Genomic DNA, 16683 nt, shown 5'->3' with positions numbered 1-16683 from the left:
CACGATGTTGTGACGGGCCGGACACGCGCACGGGGCCGTGGATAACCTGGCCCGGCGTCGGGAGGGCCGACGCGACCACCAGGGGAGTACACATGCGGCGCTGGCGCGCGGTCACGGCGGGGCTCACCGCCCTCGCACTCGGAGCAGGACTCGCGATCGGCGGCGCGACGAGCGCCTCGGCGGAACCGGCGGGCAACTGGGGCACGTTCACGCTGAGCGGCGCGTCGAAGGCGTACACCGGCACGATGACGTTGCCAGGGTTCCCCGCCACGACGTTCACCTCGAACTCGCGGCAGTCGACCGTCATCAGCGGCGCATCGACCTGGCAGTCGGCAGGGACGCCGTCGGGCGCGGTCTACGGCACGAGTCGGGCGCAGACGTACATGAACCAGCGGCCGTTCGCCGACTCGCCCACCACGGCCGGCGCGTCGACCACCACCTACACGTTCGACGGCGCGACGCCCGGCGCAGAGAGCTGGTCGTTCGTCCTGGGCGACATCGACGCCGACCAGGCCACGATCTCGGCCACGGTGGCCGGTGGTGGTGCGGCGTCCGCGGAGCAGCTCGGTTACGAGGGGTCCTACAACTCGTGCTCGGCCGCACCGGCGCCGGGCGGCTGGTCGTGCACGCCCGACCCGGACGGCACGACCGGCCAGGACGAGCCGACCTGGGACGAAGCGACCCGCACCCTGACCGGCAACGCCGCCGCGTCGGACACCGCGGGTGCCTCCGCCTGGTTCACCCCGACCGTCTCGCTGACCAGTCTGACGATCACGTACCAGCAGCGCAGCGGGTTCCCCGTCTACCAGACCTGGTTCGCCAACCGCACGGCGGCGATCAGCGGCACCGCGACGCTCGACGGCGCGGCGATCCCCGGCGCCACCGTCACCGTGACCGCGCCGCGCGGCACCGTGTACACGACGACCACCGACGCCGACGGCAACTACGTGTTCCCGCAGTTGCCGGTGATCGCGAACTACCGCGTCGAGGTCACCGCGCCGTCCGGAGCTGTCGGCTCATCCTCCGTGACCGGGGTCAACCTGGCGATCAGCGGCGACCGAGTCGGGACCGACCGGACCGCCGACTTCGCGTTCACGTCGCCGCCGGAGACCGTCGCGGTCATCGGGACGGTGACCGACGAGGACGACCACCCCGCGGCGAACGTGCCCGTCGTCATCGACGTCCCCGGGGGCGACCCGATCGAGACCACGACGAACAGCGACGGGGTGTACACCGCATCCGACCTGCCCGCGGACACCGTTGTGGAGGTCTCGGTGGCCGGCGAACCACCCGTGTCGATCACCACCGGTGACGCCGGTGCCGCACCGGCCGAGCCCGAGCCGATCGTCGCCCGCCCGCCGTGATCGCCACCGTGACCGGTGTCGTGTCGCTCGACGGGACACCCGTCCCGGCCGGCGTCGTCGTGGAACTCCTCGACGAGAACGGTGCCGTGGTCGGCTCGGACACCACCGACGCCGACGGCCGCTACGTCTTCGCCACGGTGACCGGCACCTACACGGTCCGCACGGTGGTCCCCGCTGCGGGTGCGACCGGCGACACCGCGAACACCGGCATCGAGGCGCTGGCCGGCACCAGCGTGCGGTCGGACCTGCCGTTCACGTCGGCCGCCGAGCCCGAGGTCGTCACGACCGACCAGCCCGGCACCGTGGTCGACACGAACGGTGACCCGATCGCCGACGTCGAGGTCGTCGCCACCCCGACCGAGGACGACGCCGGCGACGCCGTCACCGTCTCGACCGACGAGGACGGCGCCTTCGACCTGACCGGCCTCCAGCCGACGACCGAGTACGTGATCACCGTCGACGTCGACGGCGCCACCCCGGCGACCGTCGTCACGCCCGAGGACGGTGCTGCGACGCCGCTGGCCTTCGTGGTCGACGCCGCGGTCACCCCGGTGCCGTCACCGTCGCCCAGTGCTCCGACGCCGAGCACCTCGCCGACGGCGGTCCCGACCGTGCCCGCTGCCGGTGGCTCGGGCAACGCGCCGGCCGCTGGTTCGGGCGACGTCGGTGACGGTGGGCCCCTCGCCTACACGGGTGCCGACCTCAAGCCGGGGCTCATCGCGGCCGGGGTGCTCGTGCTGCTCGGTGCGGCGCTCCTGACCTACCGCGCGGTGCGCAACCGTCGCCGGAGCCACCTGCAGGACTGATCTGCGAAGGATGAAGGGCGGGTCCGGCGCGATGCCGGGCCCGCCCTTCATCGTCGGTGCGCGCCCCGAGGTTCCGAAATCTGCCCATCTCGGCGTCCCGAACGGCATTTCGTGGAACCTCAACGCAACGCGAACGGCAGTTCGTGGAACCTCATCGCCGCGCGGACGGCATGTCGCCGCGGCCCCTCGCCACACGCCGCCGCCCTCCGCCGCGACGACGACACGCCCGGGTCTCGCCGCCGAGGTTCCACGACATGCCGCCGCCCCACCGCCGAGGTTCCACGGATGGCCGCCAGGACCGTCGAGATGCCGAGATCTTGGAACCTCGGCGCCGCACGGGCACGGGTACGCGCCCGACGACGCCGCGCCCGCGCCCGGGCTACTGCGTGCGGTGCGTGCGGTGCGACCCCGTGACCGTCGCCACCGAACCCGTCAGGGTCTGGATCGCCCGACCGACGACGGGCACCGACGTGGTGACCACCGCGAGCGAGGACGTGATCGCCTCGATCGACGACGTCGACAGGTGCTCCTGCCCGACCGAGTGCACCGGGAAGCCCCGGCGCGCCAGGACGACGACCCCGAGCGAGCCGAGCAGCACGGCGCCCCCGGCGAACGGCAGGTACTGCAGCCCGACGATCCCGAGCGCCTGCCCGCCGATGGCCGCGCCACCGGCGATGCCGATGTTCGACGCACCGTTGATGAGCGCGCCGGCGATGTCGGGGGAGACGCCCCCGGAGCGGATCGCCGCCGCCATGAAGAGCGTGCCGGTCGTGCCGTTCGCGGCCATCCACACGCCGGCGACGACCATCGTGCCGACGAGGGAGCCGTGCACGAACGGCATCGCGGCGAACGCGGCGGCCATCACGGCGACGGCGGCGATGAGGGTCTGCCGGGGAGCCCGGTCGACGAACATCCCCGCGAGCCAGAGGCCGATCACCCCGGTGCCGCCGAGCACGAGCAGCGCACCACTCACCATCGAGGCGTCGAGTCCGGCGTCGATCGCGTAGGGCCCGACGTAGGTGTAGACGACGTAGTGCCCGGCGAACAGGAGCAGGTCCGCGATCACGACGGACAGCAGGCCGGTGCGCGCCCAGGCCTTCGGGGACCCGATGTGCGGCGACGACGCACCGCTGACGGCTGGCAGGAACAGCAGTGCCACGGCGGCGAGCACGGCGGCGGCGACACCGATCGAGAACACGGCGGGACGCCAGCCGATGTGCTGCGCGACCCAGGTGGCGACGGGCACGCCGAGCACGAAGCCGAGCGAGCTGCCCGAGTACACGAACGCGATCGCCCGGCCGGCCAGGCGCGGCGGCACGATCCGGGTGGCGTACGCCGAGGCGACCGAGAAGAACAACGCGTGCGCGACGCCGCCGACCACTCGGCCGGCGCAGACGACGGCGAACGACGGTGCGAACGCGATCATGAGGTTCGAGACCGTGTAGCCGACGAGCGTCGACACGAGGACGGCCTTGCGGGGGAGCTTCGCGGTGAAGGCGGTGAGCGGCAGCGCCAGGAGCGCCACGGCCCCGGCGTACACGGTGACGACGATGCCCATGGTGGCCTCGGAGACGCCGAGGTCGGCGCTCATCGTGCCGAGCAACCCGACGGGCATGAGCTCGGTGGTGATGGCGAAGAACGTGGCCAGCCCGAGCACGGCGATGCCGACGATGGACTGGGTGGTGACGGTGATCGGCCGCGTGTTCGTCGACACGGCCGAGGTGGTGGTGTTGGTGGACACGCTGCTGACCTCCTCCGGGGCACGGGCGAGCGCGCGACGGTGCCGTTCGGGGGAACGACGGTGACCGGAGGGTCTGCGGGGCGCGCTCGCTGTGGATGTGGGTGATGTGGGTACGACTCCACGGCGAGTGCGCTCATCCAGTGTTGCACGATGATCCGCAGCCCGCGAGGGGGTCGGACGAGATTCTCGGAGCGCTCCAACACTCGGACCGACGAGGAGCGGCACCCGCTCAGTTCTCGTTCGTCACCCGCCCCTGCACCCCGCCGCCGCGCAGCGCGATCGTCAGCGTCCCGCTCATCGACTGCGCCGACATCGACACCGAGCCGTGCAGCGCCGCCTCGCGCGGGAAGCACGCCGTCGACGACTCGATCCGGTTCGCCGTCGCGACGAGGCAGATCGTCGACCGGTCCGTGCCGATCCCGGCCCACACGGCCCACGGCGTGTCGAACGAGCTACCGTCGAGCGCCCGGTTCGTGAACACGAGCCGCGTGGAGTGCAGGCTCACCGGCGCCTCCACCGGTCCCGGCAGCTGGTCGGCGTAGGTCTGCGGGACGTCGAGCAGCTGCTCGAGCGTCACCGTGCCCGCCGTGGGCGTGACGCTCGGTGCCGCCGCCACGTCGCCACGCACGGGCCCGACGACGGTGCCGGCAGCGAACGCGACCCCGACCGCCGCCGCCGCGCCGAGCGCGACCCAGACGCGCGGCCGTTCCGTCCAGAGCAGCGTGCGCCACCCGGACCGTTGCGCCGGTTCGACCGGGAGGCCCGGCTCGCCCCCGCCGTCACCACTCGCGTCCTCGACACGCTCGGGTTCCCGGGCTTCGGTCGCCGCCCACGGTCCGGCCGGCGTCCGCAGGGACGACTCCGGCTCGGCAGCAGCCGTCGGGCGCTCCGGAGCCGACCGCTCCGGCGAGCGCTCCGGCGAGGGCACGGGCGGTGGAGCCGACCGTTCGGGGGACGCGACCTGCGCGCTGGCGGGGGCCGTGCCTCCCGACCGCTCGCCCGACCCCGAGGCGGACGCGACACCCGCGACCGCCCGCCGACCACCGGACCGCCGCCCGCTCGCCAGGTCCTGCAGCGCGATCCGGGCGCGCGCCGCGTCGGCGGGGCTCGATCCCGCTCCCCAGGCGACGGCCTCGAGCCGTGCCCGTTCCGCTGCCACGTCGTCGTGGGCCATGCGCACTCCCGATCTGCCGGTCGCGTGGACTCCCTTCATCGTGGCACTGCGCGGACGGCGGCGCGCACCCAGAACGAGGGGAGTAGGCGTGACGCATGAGCACCGAACCCGAACCGCGGCACGACGCCGACCCGGAGACCCTCGAGCCGCTGAGCCACGACACCCAGTCGGGCGAGGCGGACTACGTCGCGACGAGCCCCGGCGGGACCGGCACGGAGCGCCACGTGCCGACCGCCGACGAGGAGCAGGGCCGCGGCACCGAGTACGACCCGGTCGACCAGGGACCGCAGCAGGAGGGCCAGGGCGGCTGACCGGATCCGGACCGCGCTACCGGATGACCCGGCGCAACACCGCGCGCTCGCCTGCCGTCCACGCGGCGCTGGTCACGACGTACAGCGCGGCGGCGAGCGGCGCGATCGCGGCGAACACGACCGTGATGAACGGTGCGAACCGCCCGATCGCCGCGGTGGCGGCGGCACCGGGCACCTGCGCGCCCGGCTCCGGCGCGGGCAGCGGGTTCCAGCGCAGGTTCGCCCGACGGCTGAGCTCCACCACGACGGCGAGCACGGCGAGCAACAGCACCACGACCCAGGCGTGCACCCAGAGCGGCGACGTCAGCGTGACGATCAGCGAGTGTCCGAGCGGGACGCCGACCAGGGTGGCCTCGAGCAGGGCGTTCGCCGTGCCGCCGATCGACGCGTGCGTGAACAGGGCGTAGACGAGGGACAGCACCGGAGCCTGCGCGAGGACGGGCAGGCAGCCGGCGAGGGGTGAGACCTTCTCGTTCGTGTAGAGCTGCTGGACAGCGCGCTGCAGCTGCTCGGCGTTCTTCCCGTGGCGCTTCCGCAGCGCGGCGAGCTGCGGCGCGAGCCGACGCCGGTCGCGCTCCGCTCGCACCTGCAGGACGGACAACGGGACGAGCACGGCTCGGACGGCGAGGGTGAGCAGGACGACGGCGATCGCCGCGGCGAACGAGCCGGCGACGGGGGAGAGCGCCGCGGTCAGGGCGGCGACGAGGTCCGCGCCGCCGTGCAGCAGCGGGCCGACGAGGGGCAGGGTGGACAGGTCCATGACGGTTCCGATCGGTGGTGGTGCAGAACAGGGGTCGCGACGGGCCCGGCCACCGATGGGTGGTCAGGCCGGGGCGACGACTCCCGGAGCACGCGATCGGACGTGCCCGTCGGCATCGGGGTGGCTCCACGCGATGCGCGTCACCAGGTCGGGGACCGCGTTGCGCTCGACGACCGTCGTGCCGAGTCCGAGCACCGCGGCGAGCACCGTGGCGAGCACCTGTGCGACGAGCACCGCCACGGCGACGGCCGTCAGACCGAGCGCGGCGACCGCCAGGAGCGGCAGGACACCGCCCGCGGGGTCGCCGACTGCTGGCGCACCGAGCACGAGCGCGGCGGCGGCGCGGAGGACCAGCAGGGCGACGGTCATGGTCGGTTCAGCGTAACGCCCGCGTGCCGCCACGGACAGGACGGGAGCACGGGAGAGGATCGGCGCATGACCGCAGGTTCGCCGAGCACCCCAGCGACCGTCGCGCTCGACCGAGCCGGGGTGTCGTACACGCCGCACGTGTACGACCACCACGAGAGCGCCACGAACTTCGGCGAGGAGGCCGCCGCCGCCCTGGGACTCCGCGAGGAGCAGGTCTTCAAGACCCTGGTGGTGTCGGTCGACGGCGCACTGGCGGTGGCGATCGTGCCGGTGGCGAACCGGCTCGACCTCAAGGCCATCGCCGCGGCCGTCGGCGGGAAGAAGGCGACGCTGGCCGATCCTGCCCTCGCCGAGAAGCGCACCGGGTACGTCGTCGGCGGGATCAGCCCGGTCGGCCAGAAGTCCCGGATCCGGACCGTCCTCGACGAGTCGGCGCTGGCGTACGACAGCATCTTCGTCTCCGGTGGTCGCCGCGGGTTCGACATCGAGGTCGCGCCGGCCGACCTCGCGCGGGTCACCGACGCGGTCTCCGCTGCGATCGCGCGGACCTGAGTCGGGTCGCCGCAAGTTCCTCTCCTGACCGGGAATGACCCTGGTCCTCCTGCGTTGCATTGAGTCGAAGGCACTCAAGTTCCCAGGAGGTCCCTTTGCCAGAGACGTTCGGCCCGACCAGCGGCAGTGACTCGTTCGACGAGTTCCTCGCCCGACTCCTCGCGGCGCAGAACACCGGCGACCCGCAGCGCGTCCGTGCGTTCGGCCGACCGGTGGACATCACGCGGCTCCTCAGCCGCCGTACCCACGAGCTGCTCCAGCACACCGCCGAGTACGCGGTGTCGCAGGGCCAGCGCGAGGTCGACGCACTGCACCTGCTGCACGTGCTCGTCCGCACCGAACCGTTCGACGCCGTCGTCCGTTCCGCCGGGGTCGACCCCGAGCGCCTCGCCGCCGAGATCGAGCAGCGCCTGCCGATGACGCGCGAACCGCAGGCCGAGCAGACCGGCCGCCCGGCCCTCACCGGCACGGCGCAGCGCATCCTCGTCGAGGCCACCCAGGCCGCGCGGGGCTTCGGCAGCACCTACACCGACCCCGAGCACGTCTTCTTCGCGCTCGTGACCGACCAGGAGACCGTCACCGGGCAGCTGCTCGCCAGCGCCGGTGTCACCCCGCAGGCCATGCAGGACTACGCCCAGCAGGCCGCGGCAGCAGCACGAGAGGGGCGCCCCATGCCCGGAACCGACACAGCACCCGGCACGACCGAGACCGACAGCGACACCCCGACCCTCGACCAGTTCGGCACCGACCTCACCGCGCGGGCCCGTGACGGCCGCATCGACCCGGTGATCGGTCGTGCCGACGAGATCGAACAGGCGGTCGAGATCCTGCTCCGCCGCACCAAGAACAACCCCGTCCTGATCGGCGAGCCCGGCGTCGGCAAGACCGCCATCGTCGAGGGACTCGCGCAGCGCATCGTCGACGGCGACGTCCCGTCCCTGCTGCAGGGCAAGCGGGTCGTCGCACTCGACCTGCCCGGCATGCTCGCCGGCACCCGGTACCGCGGCGACTTCGAGGAGCGCCTGACGAAGACCATGGACGAGATCGCGGCGCACGCCGACGAGCTCATCGTCTTCGTCGACGAGCTGCACACCGTCGTCGGCGCCGGTGGTGGCGGTGAGGGAGGCTCGATGGACGCCGGCAACATCCTCAAGCCCCGACTCGCCCGCGGCGACCTGCACCTGGTCGGCGCGACCACCCTGAACGAGTACCGCCGGATCGAGAAGGACGCCGCACTCGAGCGTCGCTTCCAGCCGGTCACGGTCGGGGAGCCGAGTGTCGAGGACGCCGTCGCGATCCTGACCGGACTCGCGCCCCGGTACGAGGAGCACCACGGAGTCGTCTACTCGCCGGAGTCGCTCCGCGCCGCCGTCGAGCTCTCACACCGCTACGTCACGGACCGACACCTGCCAGACAAGGCCATCGACCTCATCGACCAGGCCGGCGCACGTCGCCGGCTCGCCCGCTCGGGCGACGTCGACGTCGAGGCCCTGCGCGACCAGGTCGCCGAGCTGCTCGCCGAGAAGGACCGCGCGGTCGCCGAGGAACGGTACGAAGAGGCGTCGCGCCTGCGCGACGAGACGGTCGGACTGGAGGCCCGGATCGCCGCCGCCACGTCGGCGGACGCTGGGCGCGCCTCCCGTCCGGAATCAGTGGGCACCTCGATCACGGAACGCGACATCGCGGGCGTGGTGTCGCGTGCCACCGGCATCCCGGCGACGCGCCTGACCCAGGGCGACCGTTCACGGCTCGCCGTGCTCGAGCAGGAGCTGCACGAGCGCGTCGTCGGCCAGGACGACGCCGTCGCGGCGATCGCGAAGGCCGTCCGGCGCAGCCGCACCGGCATGGGCGACCAGCGCCGACCGGTCGGCAGCTTCCTGTTCCTCGGCCCGACCGGCGTCGGCAAGACCGAGCTGGCGAAGGCACTCGCGTCGTCGCTATTCGGTGACGAGTCCGCCATGCTCCGCTTCGACATGAGCGAGTTCGGCGAACGCCACACCGTCTCGCGCCTGGTCGGTGCGCCTCCCGGGTACGTCGGGTACGACGAGGCCGGACAGCTCACCGAGCGTGTGCGCCGCAACCCGTACTCGGTGATCCTGCTCGACGAGGTCGAGAAGGCCCACCCCGACGTGTTCAACCTGCTGCTGCAGGTGCTGGACGACGGTCGGCTGACCGACGGCCAGGGGCGCACGGTGGACTTCCGGAACACCGTCGTCATCATGACGTCGAACATCGGCTCGGAGTTCCTGGCCTCGCGGTCGGGCGCCCTCGGGTTCGCGCCGGTCGGCACGACCGACGGCTACGCCGAGGACGACCTCCGTGCCCGTGTGATGGGCAAGCTGCGCGAGGCCATGCGGCCGGAGTTCATCAACCGCATCGACGAGATCGTGCTCTTCCGCAAGCTCGACCGGTCGCAGATCGCGTCGATCGTGTCGCTGCTGCTGCAGGACACGGCGCTGCGGCTCGTCGCGCAGGACATGGTGCTCTCCGTGTCGGACGCCGCGGTCGACTGGCTCGCCGAGCACGGGTACGAACCCGAGTACGGCGCCCGTCCGCTCCGCCGGCTCATCCAGCGCGAGGTCGACGACCGCATCGCGACGCTCGTGGTCGACGGCGGCGCGACCACAGGGGACACCGTGCGGATCGACGTCGTGGACGACGTGCTGACGGCGGCCGTGGTGGAACCCGCGACGCTGTAGCAGCCGTCCGACCACGAGGGCCCGGTACCGATCAGGTACCGGGCCTTCGTCGTGTCCGGCCGCGGTGCGGTGCGGCGCCCTACGCACGGTGCGTGCTCCACCACCCGGTGCGAGGTTGACCGCACCGGGCGCGCTTGCTGCCCCGCACCGAGCGCGCAGGCTGCCACCGTCCCGCGGACGACGCACGGTGCAGCCGGGAGGCCCTGCTCCGGTGCACGACGGGAACTCGGCACGCAGCCTGCTCGTCGACACGAGTACACCAACCTCGCACCGTGATCATCCTGTTCGGGAATGCAATTCCGGATCTTTTCCGGAAACGGGGTTGCGCTCTGAATTGCGGTGCCGATAGTGTTCACTCGTCGCGAACGGTCGAACATTCGACCCGGACGACTCCGCCAGCTCGAGACCGAAAGGGGGCCGACCATGATGATCACAACGACCACTCCGTTCCGTGGAATCCGTGGACGCGTCGGTTCCCCGTTCCGCGTCCGCTGACCCGGAGCGTCCCACTCTCCTGACATCTGTGCCTCCGGGCGCCGTGCGCTGAGCCGATCAGGCTTGTGCAGCACCGGTTCGTTCGTCCGACGAACGGCTCGACGGCACGTTGGTGCGTCCAGTCCGATCTGTACGGACGACGCCGGAAGAATGTCGGTGGGCAGTGCGACGCTCTCGGGGTCGACGCGCATTCCGCGATCGTTGTCCGAACATTTCCGGACCATCCCGGAGTGCATTCCCACGCATTCAATTCTCGCTGCCCGCGATCCGGGCGGTTTCGTCATGCCCGACACCCGGGCAGCTCTGCCATGCCCTGAAGGGGATCACCGTGTCCACGAAGACCACCACCCGTCCACCCGATACCCGCGCGGTGCGCCGCCGGGTCTCACTCGCCGACCGCATCGCACTCCGGGTCGGGATGTCGCTCATCATCTGGAGCCGACGCACCCGCAAGGAGCGGCCCGAGGTCGACCTCGCCACGCTGGCCCGCACGGAGCGCGAACGCCAGCAGCGCGAGGCCGACTGGATCACCCAGGGCGCCGCCATGCGGATGTGGCGCTGACCCGCGGCGCCGCGTCGCCGTCACTGCCGTCAGCGTCAAGCACGCACGGTGCGTCATTCCGGAGCCCGTGCGGCCGGAACGGCTCGGTGCGAGGAAACAACCTCGCACCGAGCCGCCCTCGGTGAACCGTCCGACGGAACCCGCACCGTGCAGCGGACGGTCGGCCCCGCACGAGGCGACCACCCTCGCACCGTGCGCCGACGTGTCGGACGCACCCCGGGCCTCCCGTACCGTTGATGGGTGACCGAAACCGCAGCTGCACTCGTCGAACGCCTGACCGCCGTCGTCCCGGACTTCCCGAAGCCGGGGGTGCTGTTCCGTGACGTGACGCCGGTGTTCTCGGACGCCGTGGCGTTCGGCCGCGTGTGCGAGGCACTCGCCGCGCGGTTCGCGGCCGGCGCCGGGTTCGACGCCGTCGCCGGCATCGAGGCCCGTGGCTTCGCCCTGGCCGGTGGCATCGCCGCACAGCACCAGGTGGGCGTGCTCACCGTGCGCAAGGCCGGCAAGCTGCCGGGCGAGGTCCTCAGCGAGCAGTACGCGCTCGAGTACGGCGAGGCCGAGCTCGAGCTGCGCCCGGGCCAGCTGCCCGCGGGCACCCGGGTCCTCGTCGTCGACGACGTCCTGGCCACCGGCGGCACCGGAGCAGCCACCATCACGCTGCTCGAGCGTGCCGGGTACGAGGCCATCGGTTTCGCCGCCCTGCTCGAGCTCGACGGGCTGAACGGACGCGAGCGGCTCGAGCCGCGACTGCCCGTCACCACGCTCGGCGCAGTGCCCGCCTGACCGCCGCGCGCGCACTAGTCTTGACGCACCATTTCGATCGAGGAGTCCCATCATCGTGACCGAGTCAGTCGCACCCGCGCCCGCAGAGCTTCCCCAGGCACCCGAGCCCCGGACCGCGACGACCACCACGACGGGCACCGAGCTCTTCGACGGTGAGCGCGGCGTCGTCGCGATCCGTGTCGACGGTGTCCTGAAGGACCTCGCTGCCGACGTCCAGGCCGGCGAGACCGCCGAGGCCGTCACCCTGCAGGAGCAGGACGGACTCGACATCCTCCGTCACTCGGCCGCGCACGTGCTGGCGCAGGCCGTCCAGCAGATCAACCCCGACGCCAAGCTCGGCATCGGTCCGCCCGTCACCGACGGCTTCTACTACGACTTCGACGTCGCCGAGCCCTTCACCCCCGAGGACCTCAAGGCCATCGAAAAGGGCATGGACCGCATCGTCAAGCAGGCCCAGCGCTTCCGCCGCGTGGTCGTCACCGACGAGCAGGCGCGCGAACTGATGGCGGGGGAGCCGTACAAGCAGGAACTCATCGGGCTCAAGGGCGCGGCGACGGACGGCGACTCCGGCGAGAGCGTCGAGGTCGGCGCCGGCGAGCTCACCGTGTACGAGAACGTCGACCCGAAGTCGGGCGAGGTCGTCTGGCAGGACCTCTGCCGCGGTCCGCACGTGCCGCACACCCGGTGGATCGGCAACGCCGCGAAGCTCATGCGCGTCGCAGCCGCGTACTGGCGCGGCTCGGAGAAGAACCCGCAGCTGCAGCGCATCTACGGCACCGCGTGGCCCGACAAGGACCAGCTCAAGGCGCACCTCGTCCGCCTCGAGGAAGCCGCGAAGCGCGACCACCGCAAGCTCGGTGCCGAGCTCGACCTCTTCTCGTTCCCCGACGAGATCGGTTCCGGCCTGGCGATCTTCCACCCCAAGGGCGGCATCATCCGCCGCGAGATGGAGGACTACTCGCGTCGCCGGCACGAGGAGAACGGCTACTCGTTCGTCTACACGCCGCACATCACCAAGGGCGACCTGTTCGAGACCTCCGGGCACCTCGGCTGGTACAAGGACGGCATGTTCCCGGCCATGCACATGGACGAGGCCAAGGACGAGAACGGCAACGTCACGCGGCAGGGTGCCGACTACTACCTCAAGCCGATGAACTGCCCGATGCACATCCTGGCGTACCGGTCGCAGCCGCGCTCCTACCGCGACCTGCCGCTGCGCATGTTCGAGTTCGGCACGGTGTACCGCAACGAGAAGTCCGGCGTCATCCACGGCCTCACCCGCGTGCGCGGCATGACCCAGGACGACGCCCACATCTTCACCACGCAGGAGAAGATGAAGGAGGAGCTGACCACGACCCTCGAGTTCGTGCTCTCGCTGCTGCGCGACTACGGTCTCGACGACTTCTACCTCGAGCTCTCCACGAAGGACCCGGAGAAGTACGTCGGCGACGACGAGGTCTGGGACGTCGCCACGAACACCCTGCGCGAGGTCGCCGAGGAATCCGGCCTGGAACTCGTGCCCGATCCCGCCGGCGCCGCATTCTACGGCCCGAAGATCTCGGTGCAGGCTCGTGACGCCATCGGCCGCACGTGGCAGATGTCGACCGTGCAGCTGGACTTCAACCTGCCCGAGCGCTTCGGCATCGACTACACCGCGGCAGACGGCTCCCGTCAGCGCCCGGTGATGATCCACCGCGCACTGTTCGGCTCGATCGAGCGGTTCTTCGGCGTGCTGACCGAGCACTACGCGGGCGCGTTCCCGGCCTGGCTGTCCCCGGTGCAGGTCGTCGGCATCCCCGTCGCGGCCGAGTACGGCGACTACCTCGACGAGGTCGTCGCGAAGCTCCGGTCGCACGGCGTCCGTGCCGAGGTCGACCACTCGGACGACCGCATGCAGAAGAAGATCCGCACGCACACCAAGGCGAAGGTGCCGTTCCAGCTCATCGCGGGCGGCGACGACCGCGACGCCGGGGCGGTGTCGTTCCGCTTCCGCGACGGACGGCAGGACAACGCCGTGCCCGTGGACGAGGCGGTCGACCGCATCCTGACGGCGATCCGCGAGCGCGCGCAGGTCTGATGACGGACGAGCAGGACCCGCTGGTCATCCGGGACGCCGCCACCGGAGCGGCCGTCCCGGATGCGTTCCAGCGCCTGTGGAACCCGCACCGGATGGCGTACATCGACGCCGGGCGCGAGGGCACGGGTCGCGGGCACGCCGACGACTGCCCGTTCTGCGAGGCACCGCGGAAGTCCGACGAGGACGCCCTCATCGTCGCGCGGGGCGAGCACGCCTACGTGCTGCTCAACCTGTTCCCCTACAACAACGGACACCTGCTCGTCTGCCCGTACCGCCACGTGCCGCTCTACGACGGGGCCACACCGGACGAGCTCCGCGAGATGGGCGAACTCACCCAGACCGCGATGCGGGTCCTGCGTGCCGTGTCGCACTGCGACGGCTTCAACATCGGCATGAACCAGGGCGAGGTCGCGGGGGCCGGCATCGCCGCGCACCTGCACCAGCACATCGTGCCGCGGTGGCAGTCCGACGCGAACTTCTTCCCGATCATCGCGCGGACGAAGTCGATGTCCCAGATGCTCGGGGACACCCGCCGACTGGTCGCCGAGGGCTGGCCGGCAGCGGACTAGACTGATCGGCATCATGAGCGACAGCACCAGCACCTCCGGCACCCCTGGCACCTCGATCACCGGCTCCGACCGCGTCAAGCGCGGCCTCGCCGAGATGCTCAAGGGCGGCGTCATCATGGACGTCGTCGACGCCGAGCAGGCCCGCATCGCGGAAGAAGCCGGCGCGACCGCGGTCATGGCCCTCGAGCGCGTCCCCGCCGACATCCGCGCACAGGGCGGCGTCGCCCGCATGTCCGACCCGTCGATGATCGAGGAGATCATCGCCGCTGTGTCGATCCCCGTCATGGCGAAGGCCCGCATCGGCCACTTCGTCGAGGCGCAGGTGCTGCAGGAGCTCGGCGTCGACTACATCGACGAGTCCGAGGTGCTCTCTCCCGCCGACTACGTCAACCACATCGACAAGTGGAACTTCACCACGCCGTTCGTCTGCGGTGCCACCGAGCTGGGCGAGGCGCTCCGTCGCATCACCGAGGGCGCCGCGATGATCCGTTCCAAGGGCGAGGCCGGCACGGGTGACGTGTCCGAGGCCACGAAGCACATCCGCACGATCAACAAGGAGATCGCGGCACTGCGCCACCTCAAGGAAGACGAGCTCTACGTCGCCGCCAAGGAACTGCAGGCGCCGTTCGAGATCGTGCGCGAGGTCGCCCGCACCGGCAAGCTCCCCGTCGTGCTCTTCACCGCCGGCGGCGTCGCCACCCCGGCCGACGCCGCGATGATGATGCAGCTCGGCGCAGACGGCGTGTTCGTCGGCTCCGGCATCTTCAAGTCCGGCGACCCGGCGAAGCGTGCCGCGGCGATCGTCAAGGCCGTGACGTTCCACGACGACCCCAAGGTCATCGCCGAGGTCTCGCGTGGCCTGGGCGAGGCGATGGTCGGCATCAACGTCGCCGACGTCCCCGCACCGCACCGCCTCGCCGAGCGTGGCTGGTAGCACGACGGGCGGCGCTCGGCCCCGCATCGGGGTCCTGGCACTGCAGGGTGACTTCCGCGAACACATCGCCTCGTTGACGGAACTCGGCGCCGACGTCGTGCCGCTCCGTCGACCCGAGGAGATCGCGGCCCTCGACGGCGTCGTGATCCCCGGTGGTGAATCGAGCGTCATGGACAAGCTGTCCCGGGCGTTCGGCGTCGCCGAGCCCCTCGCCGAGGCGATCCGTGGGGGCCTGCCGACGTACGGGACCTGTGCCGGCATGATCATGCTGTCGTCACGGATCACCGACGGCATCAGCGGGCAGCAGACCCTCGACGTGCTCGACACCACGGTGCGACGGAACGCGTTCGGCAGCCAGAACGACTCGTTCGAGGTCGACGTCCCGATGCCCGAACTCGGCGACGCCCCGGTGCACGCGGTCTTCATCCGTGCCCCCGTCGTCGAGCAGCACGGACCCGGTGTCCAGGTCCTCGGCGCGTTGGCGGACGGTCAGGTCGTCGCGGTGCAGCAGGGCAACGTGCTCGCGAGTGCGTTCCACCCCGAGGTCGCCGGCGAGGACCGCTTCCACCGCCGCTTCCTCGCCATGGTGCGCAGCGCCTGACGCGAGCCGCGCGCCCTGGGCCCGGCCGCCTGCGCGCCCGCACCGGCGGGGCGGGGCGGCGCCGGGCCTCCCGGCTGGGTAAACTGACCCCGACTTTCCGCAAGACGCAAGGAGAACCGTGTCCGGGCATTCCAAGTGGGCGACGACCAAGCACAAGAAGGCCGTCATCGACGGCCGCCGTGCCAAGTCGTTCGCCAAGCTCATCAAGAACATCGAGGTCGCCGCGAAGATGGGTGGCGCCGACCTGTCGGGCAACCCGACGCTGGTCGACGCGATCCAGAAGGCCAAGAAGACCTCGGTCCCGAACGACAACATCGACCGTGCCGTCAAGCGCGGTGCCGGCCTGACCGGTGAGTCGATCGAGTACACGACGATCATGTACGAGGGCTACGCCCCGAACGGCGTCGCGATGCTGATCGAGTGCCTCACCGACAACAAGAACCGCGCAGCGGCCGAGGTCCGGACGGCGATGTCCCGCAACGGTGGCACCATGGCCGACCCGGGCAGCGTCGCCTACAACTTCTCGCGCAAGGGCGTCATCTCGGTCACGAAGGTCGACGGCCTCGACGAGGACACCGTCATGACCGCCGTGCTCGACGCCGGTGTCGAGGACGTCATCGACCAGGGCGGCGGCTTCGAGATCATCACCGAGGCGAGCGACCTCGTCGCGGCCCGCACCGCGCTGCAGGACGCCGGCATCGACTACGACTCAGCCGACGCCGAGTTCGTGCCCGGCCTCAAGGTGCCGGTCGACGCCGAGACCGCCCGCAAGGTCTTCCGCCTGATCGACGCGCTCGAGGACAGCGACGACGTGCAGAACGTCTACGCGAACTTCGAGGTGCCGGCGGACGTCCAGGCCGAGCTCGACGAGGACGAGGGCGAGTAA

16 protein-coding genes are annotated in these 16683 nt (G+C 71.4%); 12 read left to right on the top strand and 4 right to left on the bottom strand.

Annotated elements, in window-relative coordinates:
• Positions 1–92 precede the first annotated feature (92 nt).
• Together EDF63_RS08675 and EDF63_RS08670 are read left to right on the top strand one after the other, a co-directional pair.
• Positions 93–1364, top strand: coding sequence for a carboxypeptidase regulatory-like domain-containing protein (locus tag EDF63_RS08675; RefSeq protein ID WP_123312649.1), 1272 nt, complete (start codon positions 93–95; stop codon positions 1362–1364).
• Complete coding sequence (locus EDF63_RS08670) at positions 1361–2170, top strand: carboxypeptidase regulatory-like domain-containing protein (protein ID WP_123312648.1); 810 nt, start codon at positions 1361–1363, stop codon at positions 2168–2170. Before EDF63_RS08675 ends, EDF63_RS08670 begins: the two co-directional genes overlap by 4 nt.
• A 379-nt stretch (positions 2171–2549) precedes the next feature.
• Here the strand turns inward: EDF63_RS08670 and EDF63_RS08665 are convergent, their stop codons facing one another.
• Together EDF63_RS08665 and EDF63_RS08660 are read right to left on the bottom strand one after the other, a co-directional pair.
• Positions 2550–3911, bottom strand: a complete 1362-nt coding sequence (locus tag EDF63_RS08665) for an MFS transporter (RefSeq protein ID WP_123312647.1) — start codon at positions 3909–3911, stop codon at positions 2550–2552.
• Positions 3912–4140: 229 nt separating this feature from the next.
• Positions 4141–5085, bottom strand: a complete 945-nt coding sequence (locus tag EDF63_RS08660; protein WP_148061755.1) for a hypothetical protein — start codon at positions 5083–5085, stop codon at positions 4141–4143.
• Positions 5086–5180: 95 nt separating this feature from the next.
• Here EDF63_RS08660 and EDF63_RS08655 point away from each other — a divergent pair, with 95 nt between their 5' ends.
• Positions 5181–5396, top strand: a complete 216-nt coding sequence (locus EDF63_RS08655) for a hypothetical protein (RefSeq protein WP_111084054.1) — start codon at positions 5181–5183, stop codon at positions 5394–5396.
• Between the two features lie 16 nt (positions 5397–5412).
• Here the strand turns inward: EDF63_RS08655 and EDF63_RS08650 are convergent, their stop codons facing one another.
• Together EDF63_RS08650 and EDF63_RS08645 are read right to left on the bottom strand one after the other, a co-directional pair.
• On the bottom strand, positions 5413–6156 hold the full coding sequence (locus tag EDF63_RS08650) for a membrane protein insertase YidC (RefSeq protein WP_123312645.1): 744 nt from the start codon (positions 6154–6156) through the stop codon (positions 5413–5415).
• A gap of 63 nt (positions 6157–6219) precedes the next feature.
• Positions 6220–6525, bottom strand: coding sequence for a DUF6412 domain-containing protein (locus tag EDF63_RS08645; RefSeq protein ID WP_123312644.1), 306 nt, complete (start codon positions 6523–6525; stop codon positions 6220–6222).
• Positions 6526–6591: 66 nt separating this feature from the next.
• On the opposite strand from EDF63_RS08645, the gene ybaK reads away from it, so the two are divergent.
• The 9 genes from ybaK (at position 6592) to EDF63_RS08600 (ending at position 16683) form a co-directional block, all read left to right on the top strand.
• Positions 6592–7077 carry a Cys-tRNA(Pro) deacylase gene (ybaK, locus tag EDF63_RS08640; RefSeq protein ID WP_123312643.1) on the top strand — a complete coding sequence of 162 codons (486 nt, stop codon included), beginning with the start codon at positions 6592–6594 and terminating at the stop codon, positions 7075–7077.
• Between the two features lie 95 nt (positions 7078–7172).
• Positions 7173–9776, top strand: a complete 2604-nt coding sequence (locus EDF63_RS08635) for an ATP-dependent Clp protease ATP-binding subunit (RefSeq protein WP_123312642.1) — start codon at positions 7173–7175, stop codon at positions 9774–9776.
• Positions 9777–10599: 823 nt separating this feature from the next.
• The gene (locus EDF63_RS08630) at positions 10600–10833 is read left to right on the top strand and encodes a hypothetical protein (protein ID WP_148061754.1); all 234 of its coding nucleotides are present in this window, start codon (positions 10600–10602) and stop codon (positions 10831–10833) included.
• A gap of 240 nt (positions 10834–11073) precedes the next feature.
• A complete protein-coding gene (locus EDF63_RS08625) occupies positions 11074–11616 on the top strand; it encodes an adenine phosphoribosyltransferase (RefSeq protein ID WP_123312640.1) in 543 nt (180 codons plus the stop codon).
• Between the two features lie 55 nt (positions 11617–11671).
• A complete protein-coding gene (gene thrS, locus EDF63_RS08620; RefSeq protein ID WP_123312639.1) occupies positions 11672–13693 on the top strand; it encodes a threonine--tRNA ligase in 2022 nt (673 codons plus the stop codon).
• Positions 13693–14262, top strand: a complete 570-nt coding sequence (locus EDF63_RS08615) for an HIT domain-containing protein (protein WP_123312638.1) — start codon at positions 13693–13695, stop codon at positions 14260–14262. The genes thrS and EDF63_RS08615 overlap by 1 nt, the downstream gene beginning before the upstream one ends.
• 13 nt (positions 14263–14275) lie before the next feature.
• The gene (gene pdxS / locus EDF63_RS08610) at positions 14276–15196 is read left to right on the top strand and encodes a pyridoxal 5'-phosphate synthase lyase subunit PdxS (protein WP_111084046.1); all 921 of its coding nucleotides are present in this window, start codon (positions 14276–14278) and stop codon (positions 15194–15196) included.
• Positions 15186–15797, top strand: a complete 612-nt coding sequence (pdxT, locus tag EDF63_RS08605; protein ID WP_123312637.1) for a pyridoxal 5'-phosphate synthase glutaminase subunit PdxT — start codon at positions 15186–15188, stop codon at positions 15795–15797. The genes pdxS and pdxT overlap by 11 nt, the downstream gene beginning before the upstream one ends.
• 118 nt (positions 15798–15915) lie before the next feature.
• Entirely contained in the window at positions 15916–16683 is a 768-nt protein-coding gene (locus EDF63_RS08600; protein ID WP_123312636.1) for a YebC/PmpR family DNA-binding transcriptional regulator, read from the top strand.

Source organism: Curtobacterium sp. JUb34 (genome assembly GCF_003755065.1).
Taxonomy (GTDB): Bacteria; Actinomycetota; Actinomycetes; order Actinomycetales; family Microbacteriaceae; genus Curtobacterium.
The sequence above is the reverse complement of the archived record's forward strand: the minus strand, read 5'-3'. Positions and strand labels throughout refer to the sequence as shown.

Coding starts and splice junctions, on each gene's coding strand:
- EDF63_RS08615 (WP_123312638.1), top strand. CDS start 13,693: ATGACGGACGAGCAGGACCCGCTGGTCATCCGGGACGCCGCCACCGGA.
- EDF63_RS08675 (WP_123312649.1), top strand. CDS start 93: ATGCGGCGCTGGCGCGCGGTCACGGCGGGGCTCACCGCCCTCGCACTC.
- pdxS (WP_111084046.1), top strand. CDS start 14,276: ATGAGCGACAGCACCAGCACCTCCGGCACCCCTGGCACCTCGATCACC.
- EDF63_RS08645 (WP_123312644.1), bottom strand. CDS start 6,525: ATGACCGTCGCCCTGCTGGTCCTCCGCGCCGCCGCCGCGCTCGTGCTC.
- EDF63_RS08650 (WP_123312645.1), bottom strand. CDS start 6,156: ATGGACCTGTCCACCCTGCCCCTCGTCGGCCCGCTGCTGCACGGCGGC.
- EDF63_RS08660 (WP_148061755.1), bottom strand. CDS start 5,085: ATGGCCCACGACGACGTGGCAGCGGAACGGGCACGGCTCGAGGCCGTC.
- EDF63_RS08655 (WP_111084054.1), top strand. CDS start 5,181: ATGAGCACCGAACCCGAACCGCGGCACGACGCCGACCCGGAGACCCTC.
- ybaK (WP_123312643.1), top strand. CDS start 6,592: ATGACCGCAGGTTCGCCGAGCACCCCAGCGACCGTCGCGCTCGACCGA.